This window comes from Rhizobium sp. PAMB 3182, from assembly GCF_052908355.1.
In genome coordinates this window covers 2,306,335-2,323,389 of sequence record NZ_CM128607.1, presented here as the reverse complement: position 1 = coordinate 2,323,389, position 17,055 = coordinate 2,306,335, and the positions used below count along the sequence as shown (strand labels likewise).

Annotated in this window: 15 protein-coding genes and 2 riboswitches; of the genes, 10 read left to right on the top strand and 5 right to left on the bottom strand. The window is 63.5% G+C overall.

The features are described 5' to 3' along the window. Positions 1-161 precede the first annotated feature (161 nt). Complete coding sequence (locus ACU5AZ_RS11290) at positions 162-572, top strand: DoxX family protein (RefSeq protein ID WP_446822475.1); 411 nt, start codon at positions 162-164, stop codon at positions 570-572. A gap of 69 nt (positions 573-641) precedes the next feature. Here ACU5AZ_RS11290 and ACU5AZ_RS11285 read toward each other — a convergent pair whose 3' ends face one another. The 5 genes from ACU5AZ_RS11285 to thiB form a co-directional block, all read right to left on the bottom strand. Next, a complete protein-coding gene (locus ACU5AZ_RS11285; RefSeq protein WP_446822474.1) occupies positions 642-1,658 on the bottom strand; it encodes an NAD-dependent epimerase/dehydratase family protein in 1,017 nt (338 codons plus the stop codon). A 124-nt stretch (positions 1,659-1,782) separates the two neighbouring features. Further along, entirely contained in the window at positions 1,783-3,252 is a 1,470-nt protein-coding gene (locus ACU5AZ_RS11280) for a M48 family metalloprotease (RefSeq protein WP_446822473.1), read from the bottom strand. A 292-nt stretch (positions 3,253-3,544) separates the two neighbouring features. Further along, positions 3,545-4,219, bottom strand: a complete 675-nt coding sequence (locus ACU5AZ_RS11275; RefSeq protein ID WP_446822472.1) for a thiamine ABC transporter ATP-binding protein — start codon at positions 4,217-4,219, stop codon at positions 3,545-3,547. Next, complete coding sequence (thiP, locus tag ACU5AZ_RS11270; RefSeq protein ID WP_446822471.1) at positions 4,212-5,840, bottom strand: thiamine/thiamine pyrophosphate ABC transporter permease; 1,629 nt, start codon at positions 5,838-5,840, stop codon at positions 4,212-4,214. The genes ACU5AZ_RS11275 and thiP overlap by 8 nt, the downstream gene beginning before the upstream one ends. 7 nt (positions 5,841-5,847) lie before the next feature. After that, positions 5,848-6,831, bottom strand: a complete 984-nt coding sequence (thiB, locus tag ACU5AZ_RS11265; protein WP_446825991.1) for a thiamine ABC transporter substrate binding subunit — start codon at positions 6,829-6,831, stop codon at positions 5,848-5,850. A gap of 66 nt (positions 6,832-6,897) precedes the next feature. Then, positions 6,898-7,012, bottom strand: a riboswitch (TPP riboswitch). A gap of 105 nt (positions 7,013-7,117) precedes the next feature. Between thiB and ACU5AZ_RS11260 the strand changes: the two genes are divergently transcribed. From ACU5AZ_RS11260 to metA, 9 genes are all read left to right on the top strand, one after another. Then, a complete protein-coding gene (locus ACU5AZ_RS11260) occupies positions 7,118-7,762 on the top strand; it encodes a thiamine diphosphokinase (protein WP_446822470.1) in 645 nt (214 codons plus the stop codon). Positions 7,763-7,765: 3 nt separating this feature from the next. Continuing rightward, positions 7,766-9,589 carry an ABC-F family ATP-binding cassette domain-containing protein gene (locus ACU5AZ_RS11255; protein ID WP_446822469.1) on the top strand — a complete coding sequence of 608 codons (1,824 nt, stop codon included), beginning with the start codon at positions 7,766-7,768 and terminating at the stop codon, positions 9,587-9,589. Beyond that, positions 9,586-10,176 carry a gamma-glutamylcyclotransferase family protein gene (locus ACU5AZ_RS11250; protein WP_446825990.1) on the top strand — a complete coding sequence of 197 codons (591 nt, stop codon included), beginning with the start codon at positions 9,586-9,588 and terminating at the stop codon, positions 10,174-10,176. The genes ACU5AZ_RS11255 and ACU5AZ_RS11250 overlap by 4 nt, the downstream gene beginning before the upstream one ends. 61 nt (positions 10,177-10,237) lie before the next feature. Next, the gene (locus ACU5AZ_RS11245) at positions 10,238-11,455 is read left to right on the top strand and encodes a hypothetical protein (protein ID WP_446822468.1); all 1,218 of its coding nucleotides are present in this window, start codon (positions 10,238-10,240) and stop codon (positions 11,453-11,455) included. A 166-nt stretch (positions 11,456-11,621) separates the two neighbouring features. Then, on the top strand, positions 11,622-12,803 hold the full coding sequence (locus ACU5AZ_RS11240; protein WP_446822467.1) for a COG1470 family protein: 1,182 nt from the start codon (positions 11,622-11,624) through the stop codon (positions 12,801-12,803). Then, entirely contained in the window at positions 12,800-13,744 is a 945-nt protein-coding gene (locus ACU5AZ_RS11235) for an ABC transporter ATP-binding protein (RefSeq protein WP_446822466.1), read from the top strand. The genes ACU5AZ_RS11240 and ACU5AZ_RS11235 overlap by 4 nt, the downstream gene beginning before the upstream one ends. Continuing rightward, entirely contained in the window at positions 13,731-14,687 is a 957-nt protein-coding gene (locus ACU5AZ_RS11230) for an ABC transporter permease (protein WP_446822465.1), read from the top strand. The genes ACU5AZ_RS11235 and ACU5AZ_RS11230 overlap by 14 nt, the downstream gene beginning before the upstream one ends. A 177-nt stretch (positions 14,688-14,864) precedes the next feature. After that, positions 14,865-15,704: an AAA family ATPase gene (locus ACU5AZ_RS11225; RefSeq protein ID WP_446822464.1), complete on the top strand. Its 840-nt coding sequence runs from the start codon at positions 14,865-14,867 to the stop codon at positions 15,702-15,704. Between the two features lie 244 nt (positions 15,705-15,948). Further along, a riboswitch (SAM riboswitch) is annotated at positions 15,949-16,028 on the top strand. A 79-nt stretch (positions 16,029-16,107) separates the two neighbouring features. Then, the gene (gene metA, locus ACU5AZ_RS11220) at positions 16,108-17,052 is read left to right on the top strand and encodes a homoserine O-acetyltransferase MetA (RefSeq protein ID WP_446822463.1); all 945 of its coding nucleotides are present in this window, start codon (positions 16,108-16,110) and stop codon (positions 17,050-17,052) included. Positions 17,053-17,055: the final 3 nt, after the last annotated feature.

The window sequence follows — 17,055 nt, the reverse complement described above, 5'->3', positions numbered from 1 at the left end:
GCCATGCATAGGCTGGAGGGGGTTCCCCAAATGAACTCGCGGAATTTCACATTGCCGTGAGGCGACCAAAAACAGGATATTCCTGCTCATATTATCTGCTATCGACCGCAGCAGGACATGGTTTCGTCCATTCACGCCACAAGCACATTGATGAGGATTTCATGAGCAGTTCGAATTTTGCCGCCGCACTTACCGCAAGGTCTCCCCTTGTCCTGTCGATCCTGAGGATCGTCACCGGCCTCACTTTCATGGAGCACGGCACGCAGAAGCTTTTCAACTTCCCGGCATCCGAACGCGGCGCGGTCGAGCTCTTCTCCTTCTTCGGCTTCGCGGGCACTCTGGAATTCGTTTTTGGTGCGGCCATCATTCTCGGCCTTTACACCCGCGTCTCCGCCTTCATTCTGTCCGGCATGATGGCCGTCGCCTATTTCATGGCCCACTTCCCGAAGAGCTTCTTCCCCATCCTCAACGGCGGCGACGCGGCGATCCTTTTCTGCTTCGTCTTCCTGTACCTCGTCTTCGCCGGCGGCGGCTCGCTGAGCCTCGACCGCAAGATCTTCAATCGCGATTGAAGCAAAAGAAAACGCCGCGACCAGAGGATGGTCGCGGCGTTTTCGGTTTCAGTGGCCCTTTGCGGCGGGCTATTCGAGCGCCCGGCCCTGGTCGAGATACCATTCAACGAAGGCCTTCACGCCCTCTTCGACCGTGGTCGACGGCGTATAGCCCGTCAGCGCCTGCAGGAGATCCGGAGCGGCGAAGGTGCGCGGCACGTCACCCTTCTGCATCGGCAGCATCTTGCGGATCGCCGGTTGCCCCATCGCCTTCTCGATCGTTTCCACGAATTCCATCAGACCGACCGGCTGGCCGCCGCCGAGGTTGACGACGCGGAACGGTGCCTGGTGCGACAGCGTATCGGTCACGCCCGGCTTGGTGACGCGGTTCGCCTCGGCCGGCGCAATGGCGGAGAGCCGCACGATCGCCTCGACCAGATCATCGATATAGGTGAAGTCGCGGCTCATCTTGCCTTCGCCGTAGATCTCGATCGGCTGGCCGTCGAGCATCGCCTTGGCGAACTTGAAGAGCGCCATGTCCGGCCGGCCCCAGGGACCGTAAACGGTGAAGAAGCGGAATGCCGTGATCGGGAACTTGTGGAGATGGGCATAGCTGTGCGCCATCAGTTCTGTCGCCTTCTTGGTGGCGGCGTAGAAGGTCAGGGGCTCGTCCGTCTTGTCGCTTTCACGGAAGGGAACCTCCGGATTGGCGCCATAGACGGATGAGGTGGACGCCAGCATCAGATGGCCGATCTGCAGCTCCTTCGCCAGCTCCAGGATGTTCCAGGTGCCGACAAGGTTGGAATCCAGATAGGCCTTGGGATTTTCGAGGCTGTATCGCACGCCAGCCTGGGCGGCGAGGTGGATCATCACATCCGGCTTGGCATCCATCACCGCCTCGCGCAGGAAGCCATTGTCCTCCAGCATGCCGATCCGCCCGGTAAAGGACGGGAACTGCGCCAGCGCCGCGTTGCGCGCTTCCTTGAGCTTGAGGTTGTAGTACCGGGTCATCCCGTCGATGCCGAACACCTCGTGTCCGTCTTCCAGGAGACGCCGTGCGAGGTGAAAGCCGATGAACCCGGCCGTACCGGTGATGAAATAACGCATGCCCGCTTCCTCATTCGCTTCAAAGGCCCTGCAATGCCGGGCCGCGAGCGCGGTCTAGCGCATTGCGGCACGGATGAAAACCCGCACCTGCGGTTCGCGGCGCCATGCCGCGCGAGGCAAGGAACTATTCCGAGACGATCTTGACGCGCTCGCCCGGCGAAAGGACCTTGCCGGACGGGAAGCCGTTGATGAGCTTGAAGAGCTCGAGCTTGCGCTCGGTGCCCATCATCCGGCCCGAGAGACTGCCGATCGTATCGCCCTGCGCGACCGTCACGACGCGGATGCGCAACGGTTTCAGGCTTTCGATTTCCGCCGGCGTCATCCGACGGAAGCTCGAGCGCACCGTTTCGGCGACCTGCGGCAAGCGCGGATCGCCCTTCGGCACGGCGGTGAGGATGCGGTAGATCTGCTTGCCGTCGCGAATGACGGTAACGTCGAAGTCCCACTTGTCGGCCGATGCCTTGGCGTTTGCCGCCTCCAGGCCGTTGATCTTCAGCGTCGTGATGCTGGCCGGGTCGAGACCGGCCACCCATCCGCTGGAAATGTAGTTCGACAGGCTCTGGCGGCGGTTGTCGGTGACACCGTCGAAACGGATCGCCACGTCGCCGGGGCCGGTCGCCAGCACCGCCTCGACCTTGTTGTCGATATGGAAGCCTTCCGGCACCGTGAAGCGGATCCCAAGCTTGCCGTGCATGAAGGTCTGGCCGCGGACATAGCCTTCCTGCGGGCTGTCGCCGAAAAGCAGTCCGTCGATGCCGTCAAGATAGTAACCCTGCCCGACATCGCCGACGCTGCCCTCAGGGCCGAAGGCGCGGGCATGGCGGCGGGCAAGCTCGATGCGCTGCGGCGCGCTCGGATGGCTCGAAAGGAAGTCGAGGCTCGGATCGGAGTCCGGATCGCTCGACTGGAAGCGGGCATAGGCCTCCATCGCATTGAGGAACCGGGCAGCGGCATAGGGGTCGTAGCCGGCTTCGCCGAGCGTACGCACGCCGATGAGGTCGGCCTGCAGCTCCTGGTTTCGCGAGAAGGCGGCAAGGCGCAGCTTGCCGCGGGCAAGCGCCTGCTTGCCGGCAAGATCGCTGGAGAGCACTTCGGCGACCACCTGGCTGGCGATCACCTCAGCCTCTTCGCGTTTCTGCCGCTCGATGCCGTGATTGGCGGTCACATGCGCCATTTCATGCGCCAGCACGGCCGCCACTTCCGACGCGTCATCGGCAAGCGCCAGCAGGCCGCGTGTGACATAGAGATAGCCGCCCGGCAGAGCGAAGGCGTTGATCGCGGGCGAATCGAGAATGGTGATGCGGTAGGACTGCTGCGGATTTTCGGAGACGGCGGTCAGCGATCCGGCGATCCGGGCGACAAGCCGTTCCGTTTTCTCGTCCTTGTATTCGCCGCCGTAGCTCGCGACGATGCGCGGATGCTCGCGCGCGCCCATCTGCGCACGCGGGTCGTCCTTCTGGACTTCCTCGACGATCTGCGGATTGGAGGAGGGCGCGACATTGGCTTCGTAGGTCTGGTCAAGAAGCGACTGGCAGCCCGAAAGGGCGAGCGTCACCACGAGCACGGACAGACGGCCCGCACGCTTGATGTCCACAAACGCAGGTTCCATCGCCCGAGCAGCGAAGGCCTTGAACCTCGGCTGACGTTCCCTCGTAAGCAGTTCCGCAGTCTCCCTGTTCACGCCGCGCGACAACGCATTGGCGAATCTCTCAAAACCCGTCAGCCTTCACAGGTCCGATCGCCCACCCTCTATCCGATTTCCCGGCGATTTGCCTAGAGGATCGCAATCATTCCGCTCAACCGTTGCAAAGCTGCAAGCGTCAGGGACCTGATCGGCTTGCCATCGGGTGGCGTCCAAATTGTGGCGATGCCGGTTTCAGCCGCAATTATACCGGTACGACGGGTTTCACGCGACCCAGCCGACCTTCAACAATAGGAACGATTGCGTGTGCGATCTGTTCCAGCTCGGCACGATCATGGCTGATCATCAGCACGGTCTTTCCGGTTTCCGCCTGCAGATCCTTAAGAAGATCCGCCATGGCGCGGCGCAGGTCCGGGTCGAGCGCGGCAAAGGGTTCGTCGAGGAGCAGGTAGGGCCTGTCGCGCACGAGCGCCCGGGCAAACGCGACGCGCTGGCGTTCCCCGCCCGAAAGCGAACCGGGCAATCTTTTCTGAAAACCCGACAATCCGACCCGCGCAAGCGCGTCGCCGACCCGTTCGCGGTCACCCTGCGTCAGCCGCATCGACGGGCTGATGCCGAGGCCGACATTGGTGAAAAGGTCGAGATGGGCGAACAGGTTGTTGTCCTGGAAGATCAACGAGACCGGGCGCTCGGCCGGTGCCAGTTCTGTCACGTCGCGACCGCCCAGCCAGATCTGGCCCGACTGCGGCGCCTCGAAGCCGGAAATCAGATTGAAGAGCGTCGACTTGCCGGCGCCGGAGGCCCCGGTGACCGCCGTGATCCGGCCGGCGGGAAACTCGCCGTCGAACAGGAAATCGCGGTTCCCCAGGGTAAGCCGCACATCCGCGAGACGGATATCGTTGACTTCAGTCCTATCCATCCCGGCTCTCCTTTTCCGCACCCTGGCCGACCGTACCGGCAACCGTCAATGCCAGGCAAACGATGCCGAGCAGCAGCGCCAGCCCGTCCGCATCGGCGGTGCGATAGCTGCCGAGCCGGCTGAACAGCAGCCAGGGCAGCGTCATGAAGCCGTCCGAGCCGAACAGCGCCACCGCGCCGAGGTCACCGAGCGACAGCGCCATTGCGAAGGACAGCGCCATGAGAAGCGCCTTGCGCAGCAGAGGCCAGTCGACCAGCCGCAGTTTCGACAGGCCGGACATGCCGAGGCTGGCGCTGAGCCGTGCCGTCCGCTGGCGGTGGACCTCGACCGCCGGATGGAGGATGCGCACCACGAACGGCAAGGCCATCACCGTGTTGATCAAGAGGACGAGATAGGGTGCCGCCGACGTGGTGATGCCTACCGACCGCAGGACGAGAAACCAGCCGGTGCCGAGCACGACCGGCGGCACCAGCAGGACGAGTGACGAGGAGGACCCGATCGCCGTTGAGAAGGCTCTGGCGACAAGCGTTCCGCCACCGTCGGTCTCCAGTTGTGCGCGCACGAGCGCCATGCCAATCAGCACCGCGAACAGACCGGAGAAGAAGGCGATCGTCAGGCTGGTCCCTGTTGCCTGCCAGAAGACGGGTTCGCTCAAAAGCCGGACGAGATCGGCACGCATTCCGGCAGCGGCGACCATGGCCAGCGGCGACAATACGAAAGCGGTCGCGACGGCAATGATCGCACCGTCGGCAGCTTTTGCAGCAAGCGGCCGGGCATCCGGCCGGCGGGCGGTTCGACCGGTCGTCGTTCCGTGGTCCTCCGGCACCGGCAGAAACGCCATCAGCGACAGGAGAATGGCAGTAATGACGATCTGGATGACGGCCAACGAAACGGCTCGGCCGGGATCGAAATCGAAACGCAGCGCCTGATAGATCGCCACCTCCACCGTCGTCGATGCCGGTCCGCCGCCAAGTACCAGCACCAGCGTAAAGGAGGTGGCGCACAGCATGAAGATCAGCCCCGCGACACCGGGCAGGTGCCGGCGCATGACCGGCCACTCGACGAAGCGGAAAATGCTCCCGGACCGCATGCCGAGCTGCGCCGACAGGAGCCAGTATTCGTTCGGCACGCGATCGAGACCGGCGACCAGATAGCGCACGGCGAGCGGCATGTTGAAGAAGACATGGGCGAGCAGGATGCCGGACAGTCCGTAGATGTTTACGGGACTGTCGAGGCCAAGACCAAGGAGAGCCTTGTTCAGCATACCCTGCCGGCCCCAGAGACCGAGCAGGCCAAGAGCGCCGATCAGCACGGGCAGACCCATCGGCACGGCCATCAGCCGCAGCACCCAGACACGGCCCGGAAACTGTCTTTGACGTGCGAGCGCGCGTGCCACGGGGATGGCGAACAGGATGGAAAGAGCCGTCGAGAGCCCGGCCTGCCACAGCGTGAAGACCAGCACGCGCCGGATATACGGATCGGCAAGCGGCGATATCGACAGACCCGATCCGCCATAGCTCAGGAGCGAGACGATCGCCACGCCGACGAACAGGCAGAGGCAGGCGAGGCCCATGGCCCCGCCGACAATCGCGCCTCGTCTGTCCCGGCCGGCAATCTGCATCGAAGCGTCAGTTGACCGCCATCGCCGCCAGCCACTCGTCGATCCATGCCTTGCGGTTCTTCTCGACCGTGTCCGGGTCCATCAGGAAGGTCTTGTCCGGATGGACGAGCGTGTCGAAGGCGGCCGGAAGCGGCGCGGAGGTCGGGGCTGCCGGCATCATCCAGTTGGTTTCCGGAATGATGTCCTGGAAGGTCGGGCTCACCATGAAGGTCAGGAACTGCCGAGCGAGATCCTTGTCGGCCGCCGTCTTGGTCACACCCGCGACCTCGATCTGGATGTAATGGCCTTCGGAGAAGCTTGCCGCCTGGTAGCGGTTCTCGTTCTCGGCGATCATGTGATAGGCCGGAGAAGTGGTGTAGGACAGCACCATCGGCGCCTCACCCTTGGTGAACAGGCTATAGGCTTCCGACCAGCCCGGCGTCACCGTCAGTACCCGATCCTTGAGCTTGCCCCATGCCTCCGGCGCCTTGTCGCCGTAGATCGACTTCACCCAGAGAAGCAGGCCGAGGCCCGGCGTCGACGTACGCGGATCCTCGATGACGATCTTCTGCGACGGATCGCCCTCGATCAGGTCCTTCATGCTTTTCGGCGGTTCGGCCATCGACTTGGTGTCGTAGACGACGGCGAAATGGCCGTAGTCATAGGGCACGAAGACATCGTCGGAGAAACCGCCCGGAACCGAAACCTTGGACGTGTCCACCTCCGCCGGCACGAAAAGCCCGGTCGACTTCGCTTCGGCAATGAGGTTCGTGTCGAGCCCGAGCACGACGTCGGCCTTGGTGCCTTCGCCTTCCAGCTTCAGCCGCGTCAGCAGCGCAACGCCGTCCTCGACGCCGACGAAATTGACCGTGCAGGCGCAGGTCTTTTCGAAGGCTTCCTTGACCTTGGGACCCGGGCCCCAGTCGGCAATGAAGCTTTCGTAGGTGTAGACGGTCAGCACCTTGTCCGCGGCAGATGCCGGCAGAACGAATGATAGGGCCGCAACGGCCATGATGAGCGAAATCGTCAGTCTGCGCATCAGGCGCCTCCTTATGTTTTACATGTTGGGATAGCGCGCTGATGAGATGCGTCTAATCCCTCCGCCGGTGTTAGCCGGATCAGGTTCTGCGGGTTGGCCTCAGGCCTCTCAGCGCCATTCCAGCATCGTGGAAGGTGCACCCCGTTAGATCTGCCGCGAGATTTACTGTGCCGGCGGCTTTATGACAAGGAAATTCGACGATTGTCGCCGCCGGTTTCCCTTTCCATTGCCGGCGATTTTGCGCTATTGCGCTTGTCCCATGACGCTCTTCACCATTCTTCTCGGCGGCGACCTGGCCGTAACCCCGCGGCTTGAGGCGGCCTCGGCCGGCGCGCGCTACATTGCCGCCGACGGCGGCATGCGACACGCCCGTGCGCTCGGCGTCACGCCCGAGCTCTGGGTTGGTGATTTCGATTCCTCCACCGAGAGCCTGAAGAAGAACTGGCCGGACGTTGAACGCCGCGATTTTCCGCCAGCGAAAGCGGCGACCGATGGCGAACTCGCGGTGCAGGTGGCGCTCGAACGCGGCGCGACCGCGCTCATTCTTGCCGGCGCGCTGGGCGGCGAGCGCTCGGATCATGCGCTGATGCATCTGCTGCATGCCAGCCACCTGGCCGAGAGCGGCCTCGACGTGCTGCTGACGTCAGGGATCGAAGAGGCCTATCCGCTGCTTCCGGGCGACCGGGAAATCGATCTGCCGCGCGGCAGCCTCTTCTCCGTGCTCGGACTGACGGCGCTCACCGGCCTGACGCTTGCCAATGTCCGCTATCCGCTGCAGGCCTTTGCCTTGCCGTTCGGATCGACGCGGACGATTTCCAATGTGGCGGAAGGCCCCGTGCGCCTGTCACTCAAATCGGGCCGGGGCATTTTCCTCGCCCGCCCCTATGACATGACAGGAGCCTGACCTTTGGCGCCCCCCATTCTCAAACTCGACGACATTCACTTGAGCTTCGGCGGCGCGCCGCTTCTCGATGGCGCCGGCCTGCAGGTCGAGCCCGGCGATCGCATCTGCCTTGTCGGCCGCAACGGCTCGGGCAAGTCGACGCTCCTGAAGATTGCCGCCGGTCTTGCCGAAGCGCAGTCGGGCGAAGTCTTCCGTCACCCGTCCGCCACCATCCGCTATCTGGAGCAGTCACCCGATTTCGGGGATTTCGCCACCGTTCAGGCCTATGCAGAGGCCGGCCTCGGCCCCGGTGACGACCCCTACCGCGTCACCTACCTTCTGTCGCATCTCGGATTGACCGGCGAGGAGCATCCCTCGACGCTGTCGGGCGGAGAAGCCCGCCGTGCGGCGCTCGCCCGCGTCATGGCGCCCGAGCCGGATATCCTGCTCTTGGACGAGCCGACCAACCATCTCGACCTCACCACCATCGAATGGCTGGAAGGCGAACTGAACGGGAGCCGCAGCGCGCTCGTCGTCATCTCGCACGACCGGCGCTTCCTCGAAAAGGTCTCCAACGCCACCGTCTGGCTCGACCGCGGCACTTCGCGCCGTCTCGACCGGGGCTTCGCCTTCTTCGAGGAATGGCGCGACAAGGTGCTGGAAGAGGAAGAGCTCGAGCAACACAAGCTCGGCCGCGCCATCGAGCGCGAGGAACACTGGCTGCGTTACGGCGTGACCGCACGGCGCAAGCGCAACGTCCGCCGGCTCGGCGAACTGCACGCCATGCGCGCCGAGCATCGTTCGCATCGCGGCCCGCAGGGCACGGTGCAGGCAACGGCGGTCGAGGCGCGTGAATCCGGCAAGCTCGTCGTCGAGGCGGAAAAGATCACCAAGAGCTTTGGCGACAGGACGATCGTCCAGCCGTTTTCGACCCGCGTCCATCGCGGCGACCGCATCGGCCTCGTCGGCCCCAACGGCGCCGGCAAGACGACGTTGCTGAAGATGCTGACCGGCCAACTGGCGCCCGACAGCGGCACAATCAAGCTCGGCACCAATCTGGAAATCGCCACGCTCGACCAGAAGCGCGAGGACCTGAACCTCGAGGACACGCTCGCCCACTACCTGACCGATGGCCGCGGCGAGAACCTGCTCGTCAACGGCGAGCAGAAGCATGTGACCGGTTACATGAAGGACTTCCTGTTCCAGCCGGAACAGGCGAGGACGCCTATCCGCAATCTCTCGGGTGGCGAACGGGCGCGGCTGATGCTCGCCCGCATTCTGGCACGGCCGTCCAACCTGCTGATCCTCGACGAGCCGACCAACGATCTCGACATCGAGACGCTCGACCTTTTGCAGGAGATCGTTTCCGGTTTCGCGGGAACTGTCATCCTTGTCAGCCACGATCGTGATTTCCTCGACCGCACCGTGACCTCGACCATCGTTCCCGCCAATATCGAGGCGCCGGATGGACGCTGGATCGAATATGCCGGCGGCTATTCCGACATGCTCGCCCAGCGCAGGGGCGCCGAGCAGGAACGGAAGAAGGCGGAAAAGGCAGCCGAGAAGCCGAAGAGCGATCAGCAGGCGAAGCCGGCCGCCGACAAGAACAAGGGCAAGCTCTCCTACAAGCAGAAGTTCGCACTCGAAAACCTGCCGAAACAGATGGAAGAGGCCGAAGCCAAGGCGGCGAAGATCGAGGAGAAGATGGCGGACCCGAACCTCTTTACCAAGGACCCCGCCGGCTTCAACAAGCTTGCCGCCGAACTCGAGGCCCTTCGCGCGAAGATCACCGCCATGGAGGAAGAGTGGCTGGAGCTGGAAATGCTGCGTGAGGAGATGGAAGGCTGAGCACGAGTTTCCGCCTCTACTTCGCCTACGGGTCGAACATGCTGCCGGCGCGGCTTTCCGCGCGCTGCCCGAGCGCCCGGGTCGTTGGCATCGGCTCGATAGCCGGCTATGCGCTGGACTATTCCAAGCGCGGCCGGGACGGGTCGGGCAAGGCGACGATCGTTCCGGCGGAACCGGCGGACCGGGTCCACGGCGTGCTTTACCGGCTTCTGGCCGATGATATCGTGCTGCTGGACGAATTCGAAGGACATCGGCGCGGCTATGACCGACTGGACGAAGTGCCGGTCGAGCAGGCAGGCGCCTCAGACGTGCGGACAGCCTGCACCTACATCGCCGAAGATGGCGCCCGCGATGCGGACCTTCTCCCCTTCGACTGGTACCGCGCCCTCGTCATCGCCGGCGCCGTCGAAAACGGCCTGCCTCGCCCTTACACCGAAAGCACCCTCGTCGTTACCGCCGTAGCCGACCTCAACGAGCGCCGGCAATCGCAGCTGGAAGCGCTTCGGCTGCTGAAGGACGGCGGCCATGCCGGCCTTCTGGAGCCACTGGCCGCAACCCGCTTCGCGGCGGCCCATCTGCGCGGCTAGGTCGACGCCGGTCGAACTTGGCGGCTATCCATCGCCTTCGCGAGGGGTTAAGCATCCGATCATGTCGACCAACATCATCATGATCCTCACCGCCGCAATCGCGGCGATCATCCTCTTCCGGCCGACGCTGCTCGCTTCGCCGACATGGCGGGCGACGGTGACACCGCTTGCCTCGATCATCGGCTCCGGTTTCCTCGTGGCCGGTCCCGTCCTTGCCCATGTCGCCGGCAACTGGGCCTGGGCGGCCATGCTGTTCCTCTGCGTTGCCGCCTACATGTTCGGGGCGGCGATCCGCTACAACATCGCGCATGTGGAAGAGATGGTCGAGGCCGGTGAGACGGGGCCGATCCTGTTTCTCGAACGCGCCTCCGATCTGGCGCTTGCCTTCGCCTATTTCATCTCGGTCTGCTACTACATCAATCTCTTCGCCTCCTTCGCGCTGAAGGCCGACGACATCGTCGATCAATGGACAGGCAGGATCATCGCGACCGTCGTCATCGGCGCACTTGGATTGATCGGCACGCTGCGCGGCTTGCGGGCGCTGGAGCATGTCGAGGTCGCCGCCGTCGCCATCAAGCTAGCGCTGATCGCCGGCCTCATCACCGCTCTCGCCTATGCCGCCTTCCTCGCGTTCAACGGCGGCACGTTTCATCTGGCGGAAATCAACCACGACACCGGCGGGGAAAGGCTGAGCGTCCTGCTCGGACTGATCATCCTCGTCCAGGGCTTCGAAACCTCCCGCTATCTCGGAAACACCTATGACCGCCGGACACGCATTCGCACGATGATCTACGCGCAGGGGATCGCAACGGCGATCTATCTCGCCTTCATCCTGCTGGTCACGCCGTTCTTTCCGACGGACCTGCCGGCCGTCGGCGGCGAGACTCAGATCATCGACATGGTCGCCTCGCTGGGCAGCGCGGCCGCCCCGCTGGTCATCCTGACGGCCCTCGCATCGCAACTTTCCGCCGCCATGGCCGATTTGAACGGCGCCGCCGGGCTCGTCAACGGTGCGACACGCGGACGCATTCCGGTCAGGGGTGGCTATCTCGCGACCGCGCTGGTGGCCATCGCGGTCACCTGGTCGGCCGACATCTTCGAGATCATCTCCTATGCTTCCAAGGCATTCGTTCTCTACTACGGAATCCAGTGCGTTCAGGCACTTCTGGCAACATTGGAAGTAAAGAAGCGCGATATATTGCCGCAGAGAATTGTGTTTATCGCGGGTATAGCGCTTGCCGTTCTGGTGCTTGTTTTCGGCACGCCGGCCGCTGCTTAAGGCTTTTCTGACATTACGAGCTTGTAATTTTCCTGCCCGACTTTGGTCACATTTCGGGCAAAGCGTTTCCTTGTTCGCGCCACGGTCCGACCGGCCGGGGAGCGGGCACGCCACCACAACGAAGTCGAAAACAAGCCTCTAAGAAATCAGATTCGGGAGTGATGCGATGAATCGCTTACGCCGCCTTTCATCGGTGACCATGGTTACCGGTGCCGCCTTGCTGTGCTCAATTCCTGCCATGGCCCAGCAGGCCGACATGAAACCCTCGGGCCTCTGGCTCACCACCGATTATCCGGCCATTACCGAACGCATCGGGGAGGATGCGACCCTTTCCCTCAGTCTTGCCAATTCCAACGAACCGCCCGCCCGCGTCGAATTCAACGTCAACGGCCTGCCGGACGGTTGGAAATGGGAGCTTGACGGCGGGGGCAAGCCGGTCAAGGCCGCCATGGTCACCCCGGACGAGAACCGCAGCCTGCAGCTGAAGGTCAGCGCGCCGAAGGACGTCAAGGCCGGCACCTACGACTTCACCGTCATCGGCCAGACCGCCGACGGCCAGTCGCTGAAGCTGCCGATCACCATGACGCTCGCCGCCGCCGACCCGGACAAGGTGACGATCGAGCCGAAGCTTCCCGCACTTCGCGGCACGCCCCGGTCCAATTTCGACTTCGACCTGACGATCAAGAACGACAGCGCCGAAGATCAGACCTTCAACCTGCTCGCCGACGCGCCGGCCGGCTTCCAGACCACCTTCAAGGAACAGTACGGCAGCCAGGAGCTGACCAGCCTGCCCTTCAAGCCCGGCGAGACCAAGACCGTGAAGCTCTCGGTCACCCCGCCACGTGACATTTCCGCCGGCCAGTACCCTGTCGCCGCCGGCGCTTCCAACGACAAGGTGAAGGCCGCGACCAAGCTGATGCTCGACATCACCGGCCAGCCGAAGGTGGCGCTCGCCGCGCCCGAAGGCCGCCTCTCCGGCCGCGCCGAAGCCGGCAAGGAAGAAACCTTCGACTTCACCGTCTCCAACTCCGGCTCGGCGCCTGCCGCGAACGTGTCGCTGAATGCCAGCGCGCCGCAGGGCTGGAAGATGGAAGTCGATCCGAAGACCATTCCGGAACTCGCTCCCGGCAGCGACCAGAAGTTCGCCGTCCACATGACGCCCTCCGACAAGGCAATTGCCGGCGACTACATGGTCACCGTCTCGGCCCGCGGCGACGGCGTGTCGGATAGCTCCGACTTCCGCGTCACCGTCACCACCTCCACCATGTGGGGCCTCGCCGGCCTCGGCGTCATCGGCTCCGCCGTGATCGTTCTTGCCTTCGCGGTTGCCCGGTATGGCCGCAGATGAGCACGCCGGTCATAGAGGCGAAAGGCCTCCGGAAAGCCTATGGCCACCACATTGCGGTGGATGGCCTTGATCTGACAGTCGAGCGGGGCGAGGTCTTCGGCCTGCTCGGACCGAACGGAGCGGGCAAGACGACGACCATCCTGCTCCTGCTCGGCCTCACCGAACCCTCCGGCGGCGAGGTTCGTGTCCTTGGGCACGACCCCTACCGCGATCCACTCGCCGTCAAGCGGCGGGTGGGCTACCTGCCCGATGCCGTCGGCTTCTATGATTCGATGACGGCGCGGGAGAACCTCGCCTACACCGCGCGGCTCGCCGGCATTCCCGGCGATGAGGCGGCAAGGCGGATCGTCGAGGCAATGGATCGCGTGCGTCTCGGCCATGTCATCGACCGGCGCGTCGCCACCTTCTCGCGCGGCATGCGCCAGAGGCTCGGCATTGCCGACCTCCTGGTGAAGGCCTGCGAAGTGGCGATCCTCGACGAGCCGACCTCGGGCCTCGACCCGCAGTCGACGCAGGAACTGCTCGACCTGATCGTCAAGCTGGCCGGCGAAGGCATGACGATCGTGCTCTCCTCGCACCTTCTGTCCATGGTGCAGTCGATCTGCTCGCGGGTCGCGCTGTTCAGGAAAGGCAAGGTCGGCCTGATCGGCAAGGTCAGCGATCTGGCAAGCCAGGTGCTCGGCGGCGCCTATGTCATCGAGATCGACGCCGAGAACTGCGATGTCGCGGCTGTCGGCGGCGCCATCGACGGAGTGAGCAACGTCACCACCACCGGAACCGGCCGCTACCGCATCGACGCGGCTCGCGACGTGCGCGACGAACTGGCCGAAAAGATTGTGCAGTCCGGCGGCAGGCTGAAGGGCATGTCGATGGACCGCTCGAGCCTCGACGAGGTCTATGTCCGCTATTTCGAGGAGGGCGACCGCGATGAAGCAGCGTGAAGGATCTCCTTTCAAGGGTCTCGCAACCGTCGCCATGAAGGAGGCGGCCGATCACATGGGCAGCCCGCGCATGCATCTCGTCATGCTGCTGGTCATCCTGACGGCGATCGGCTCCATCTACGGCGCCATCGGCCAGATCAAGAACACGGTCGGGGAGGATCCCTTCCTGTTCCTGCGCATCTTCACCACCGCGCAGGACCCGTTGCCGTCGTTCATCGCCTTCCTGGGCTTCCTCCTGCCGCTGGTCGGCATCTCGCTCGGCTTCGACGCGATCAACGGCGAATACAATCGCCGCACGATGAGCCGCATCCTGTCGCAGCCGATCTACCGCGACGCGCTGCTTGCCGGAAAATTCCTCGGCGGGCTGATGGTGATCGGCATCTGCCTGATCACCCTCTGGCTGCTTGTCACCGGCATGGGCATCATCATGCTCGGCCTGCCGCCTTCCGGCGAGGAAATCCTCAGGGGCCTGACGTTCCTGCTGATCTCGCTCGCCTATGCCGGTGTCTGGCTGGCGATCTCGCTCCTGTTCTCCACGCTCTTCCGCTCGCCGGCGACCTCGGCGCTGGCAGGCCTGACGCTGTGGCTGATCTTCACGATCTTCTGGAGCATGATCGCGCCGCTGATCGCCAGCGCCATTGCGCCGGCCGATCCCTTCAACCCGGTCACCATCGTTCACCAGGCGGAAATCGGTCAGGCGCTGTCGCGCATCTCCCCGAACACGCTCTTCGGTGAGGCGACGATGGCGATCCTCAACCCCGCTACCCGCTCGCTCGGCCTCGTCTTCATGAGCCAGTTGCAGGGGGCGATCATGGGCATGCCGCTGCCCTTCGATCAAAGCGCACTTCTGATCTGGCCGCAGCTTTCCGGCCTGATCGCAGCAATGGTCGTGGTCTACACGATCGCATATGTCTCCTTCCAGCGTCAGGAGATCAGAGCGTAGGGCGTGCCGCCTGAAAGGCGGGGACCGGTTTTGGAGTAGCGGTGTTCTCCTTAGGCAGGCCGGTCTCCGCTTTCGCTCTGCAGAACCCGGCGGAAGTCAATTCCGCCGGGTTTTCTGTTGCCCGCGTCCCTCTCAGGCAATAGGTCTAGGTGGTTGAACAGCGGGAATGAACGAACGATGCGTTTTGAAGGAACGGAAGAATACGTCGCCGGCAAGGACCTGATGACGGCGGTGAATGCCGCGATCCGGCTGGAGCGACCGCTGCTGGTCAAGGGCGAGCCCGGCACCGGCAAGACGGAGCTTGCCCGCCAGGTGGCGAGCGCGCTCGGCCTCGACCTCCTCGAATGGAACATCAAGTCGACCACCAAGGCACAGCAGGGCCTTTATGAATATGACGCGGTCTCCCGCCTGCGCGACAGCCAGCTCGGCGACGAACGCGTCCATGACGTGAAGAACTACATCCGCAAGGGCAAGCTCTGGCAGGCCTTCGAGGCCGACCGAAAGGTCGTGCTGCTGATCGACGAGATCGACAAGGCCGACATCGAATTCCCGAACGATCTCCTGCAGGAACTCGATCGCATGGAGTTCCACGTCTACGAAACCGGCGAAACGATCGCCGCCGCCAACCGGCCGATCGTCATCATCACCTCCAACAACGAGAAGGAACTGCCAGACGCCTTCCTGCGCCGCTGCTTCTTCCACTATATCCGCTTCCCCGACGCAGAGACGCTGGAGCGCATCGTCGAGGTTCACTACCCAGGCATCAAGCAGTCGCTGGTTCGCGCCGCCCTCACGCAGTTCTACGAGATTCGCGAGACGCCGGGCCTGAAGAAGCGCCCGTCAACCTCCGAGGCGCTCGACTGGATCCGCCTCCTCGTCGCCGACGACGTCGATCCGATGAGCCTGCGCGGCGATGCGAAGAACGCCCTGCCGAAACTGCACGGCGCGCTGTTGAAGAACGAACAGGACGTCCACCTGTTCGAACGCCTGGCTTTCATGGCAAGGCGAGACGGCTGAAGCTTTCGCTCACCAACACAAAGTCCCCTCCCCAACCCCTCCCCACAAGGGGGAGGGGCTATCTCCCGCGGCACTCTTCACCCAGCCCGCTATCCTGATCATCAGGATGCTTATGGAAGCAGAGGCAGATTCGGCGGCAAAGCCCCTCCCCCTTGTGGGGAGGGGTTGGGGAGGGGCATGGCGCATGTCCATATTCCCCTGAGTGCGCTTTTTCTTGATTCTCATTCAAGTTGGCGCTATTTCATAGGCGTTCCGTGGTGATTTGGCCGGCCGGCTTGCAGCCACGTTAAAGAAGTCGCTAAAAAGGGCCGCGGACAAACGAATGTTCCAAGGACCGGTTGCGATTTCGCCGCCGGTTTTTTTGTCTTTGGGCTCGCGCCCGACCGCATGAAGGATGACTACGATGCCGATCAGAATTCCAGACGAACTCCCCGCCCGCGACATTCTCGTGCGTGAAGGCGTTAAGGTCATGGATGAGAAGACGGCGCTCCGGCAGGACATCCGGCCGCTGCAGATCGGCCTCCTGAACCTCATGCCGAACAAGATCAAGACGGAGACGCAGATCGCCCGCCTCGTCGGCGCCTCGCCGCTGCAGGTCGAGCTGACGCTGGTGCGCATCGGCGGGCACAAGGCGAAGAACACGCCCGAGGACCATCTGATCTCCTTCTACAACACCTGGGACGAGGTGAAGGATCGCAAGTTCGACGGCTTCATCATCACCGGCGCACCGATCGAGACGCTGCCCTTCGAAGACGTCACCTATTGGGATGAGTTGAAGCAGATCCTCGACTGGACCGAGACCAACGTCCATTCGAGCTTCTTCATCTGCTGGGGCGCGATGGCGGCGATCTGGCACTTCCACAAGGTGCCGAAGTACAATCTGCCGGCAAAGGCCTTCGGCGTTTACCGCCACAAGAACCTGAAGCCGGCATCGCCCTATCTGACCGGCTTTTCCGACGACTTCCAGATTTCCGTCTCGCGCTGGACCGAGGTGCGCAAGGAAGACCTGCGCGCAGGCTCGGGCCTGGAACTGCTGATGGAATCGAACGACACCGGCGTCTGCCTGATCTCCGAGGAAAAGTGCAACCGGCTCTACATCTTCAACCACGTCGAATATGACTCGACGACGTTGGCGGAAGAGTATTTCCGCGATGTCGAGGCCGGCACGCCGATCAAGCCACCGCACAACTACTTCCCGGATGATGACCCGACCAAGCAGCCGCTCAACCGTTGGCGCAGCCACGCCTTCCTGCTGTTCGGCAACTGGATCAACCAGGTCTACCAGACGACACCCTACGATCTCGCCGAGATCGGCCTCGACCGGATGGATCAGCGGCTGACAGGCTGACCG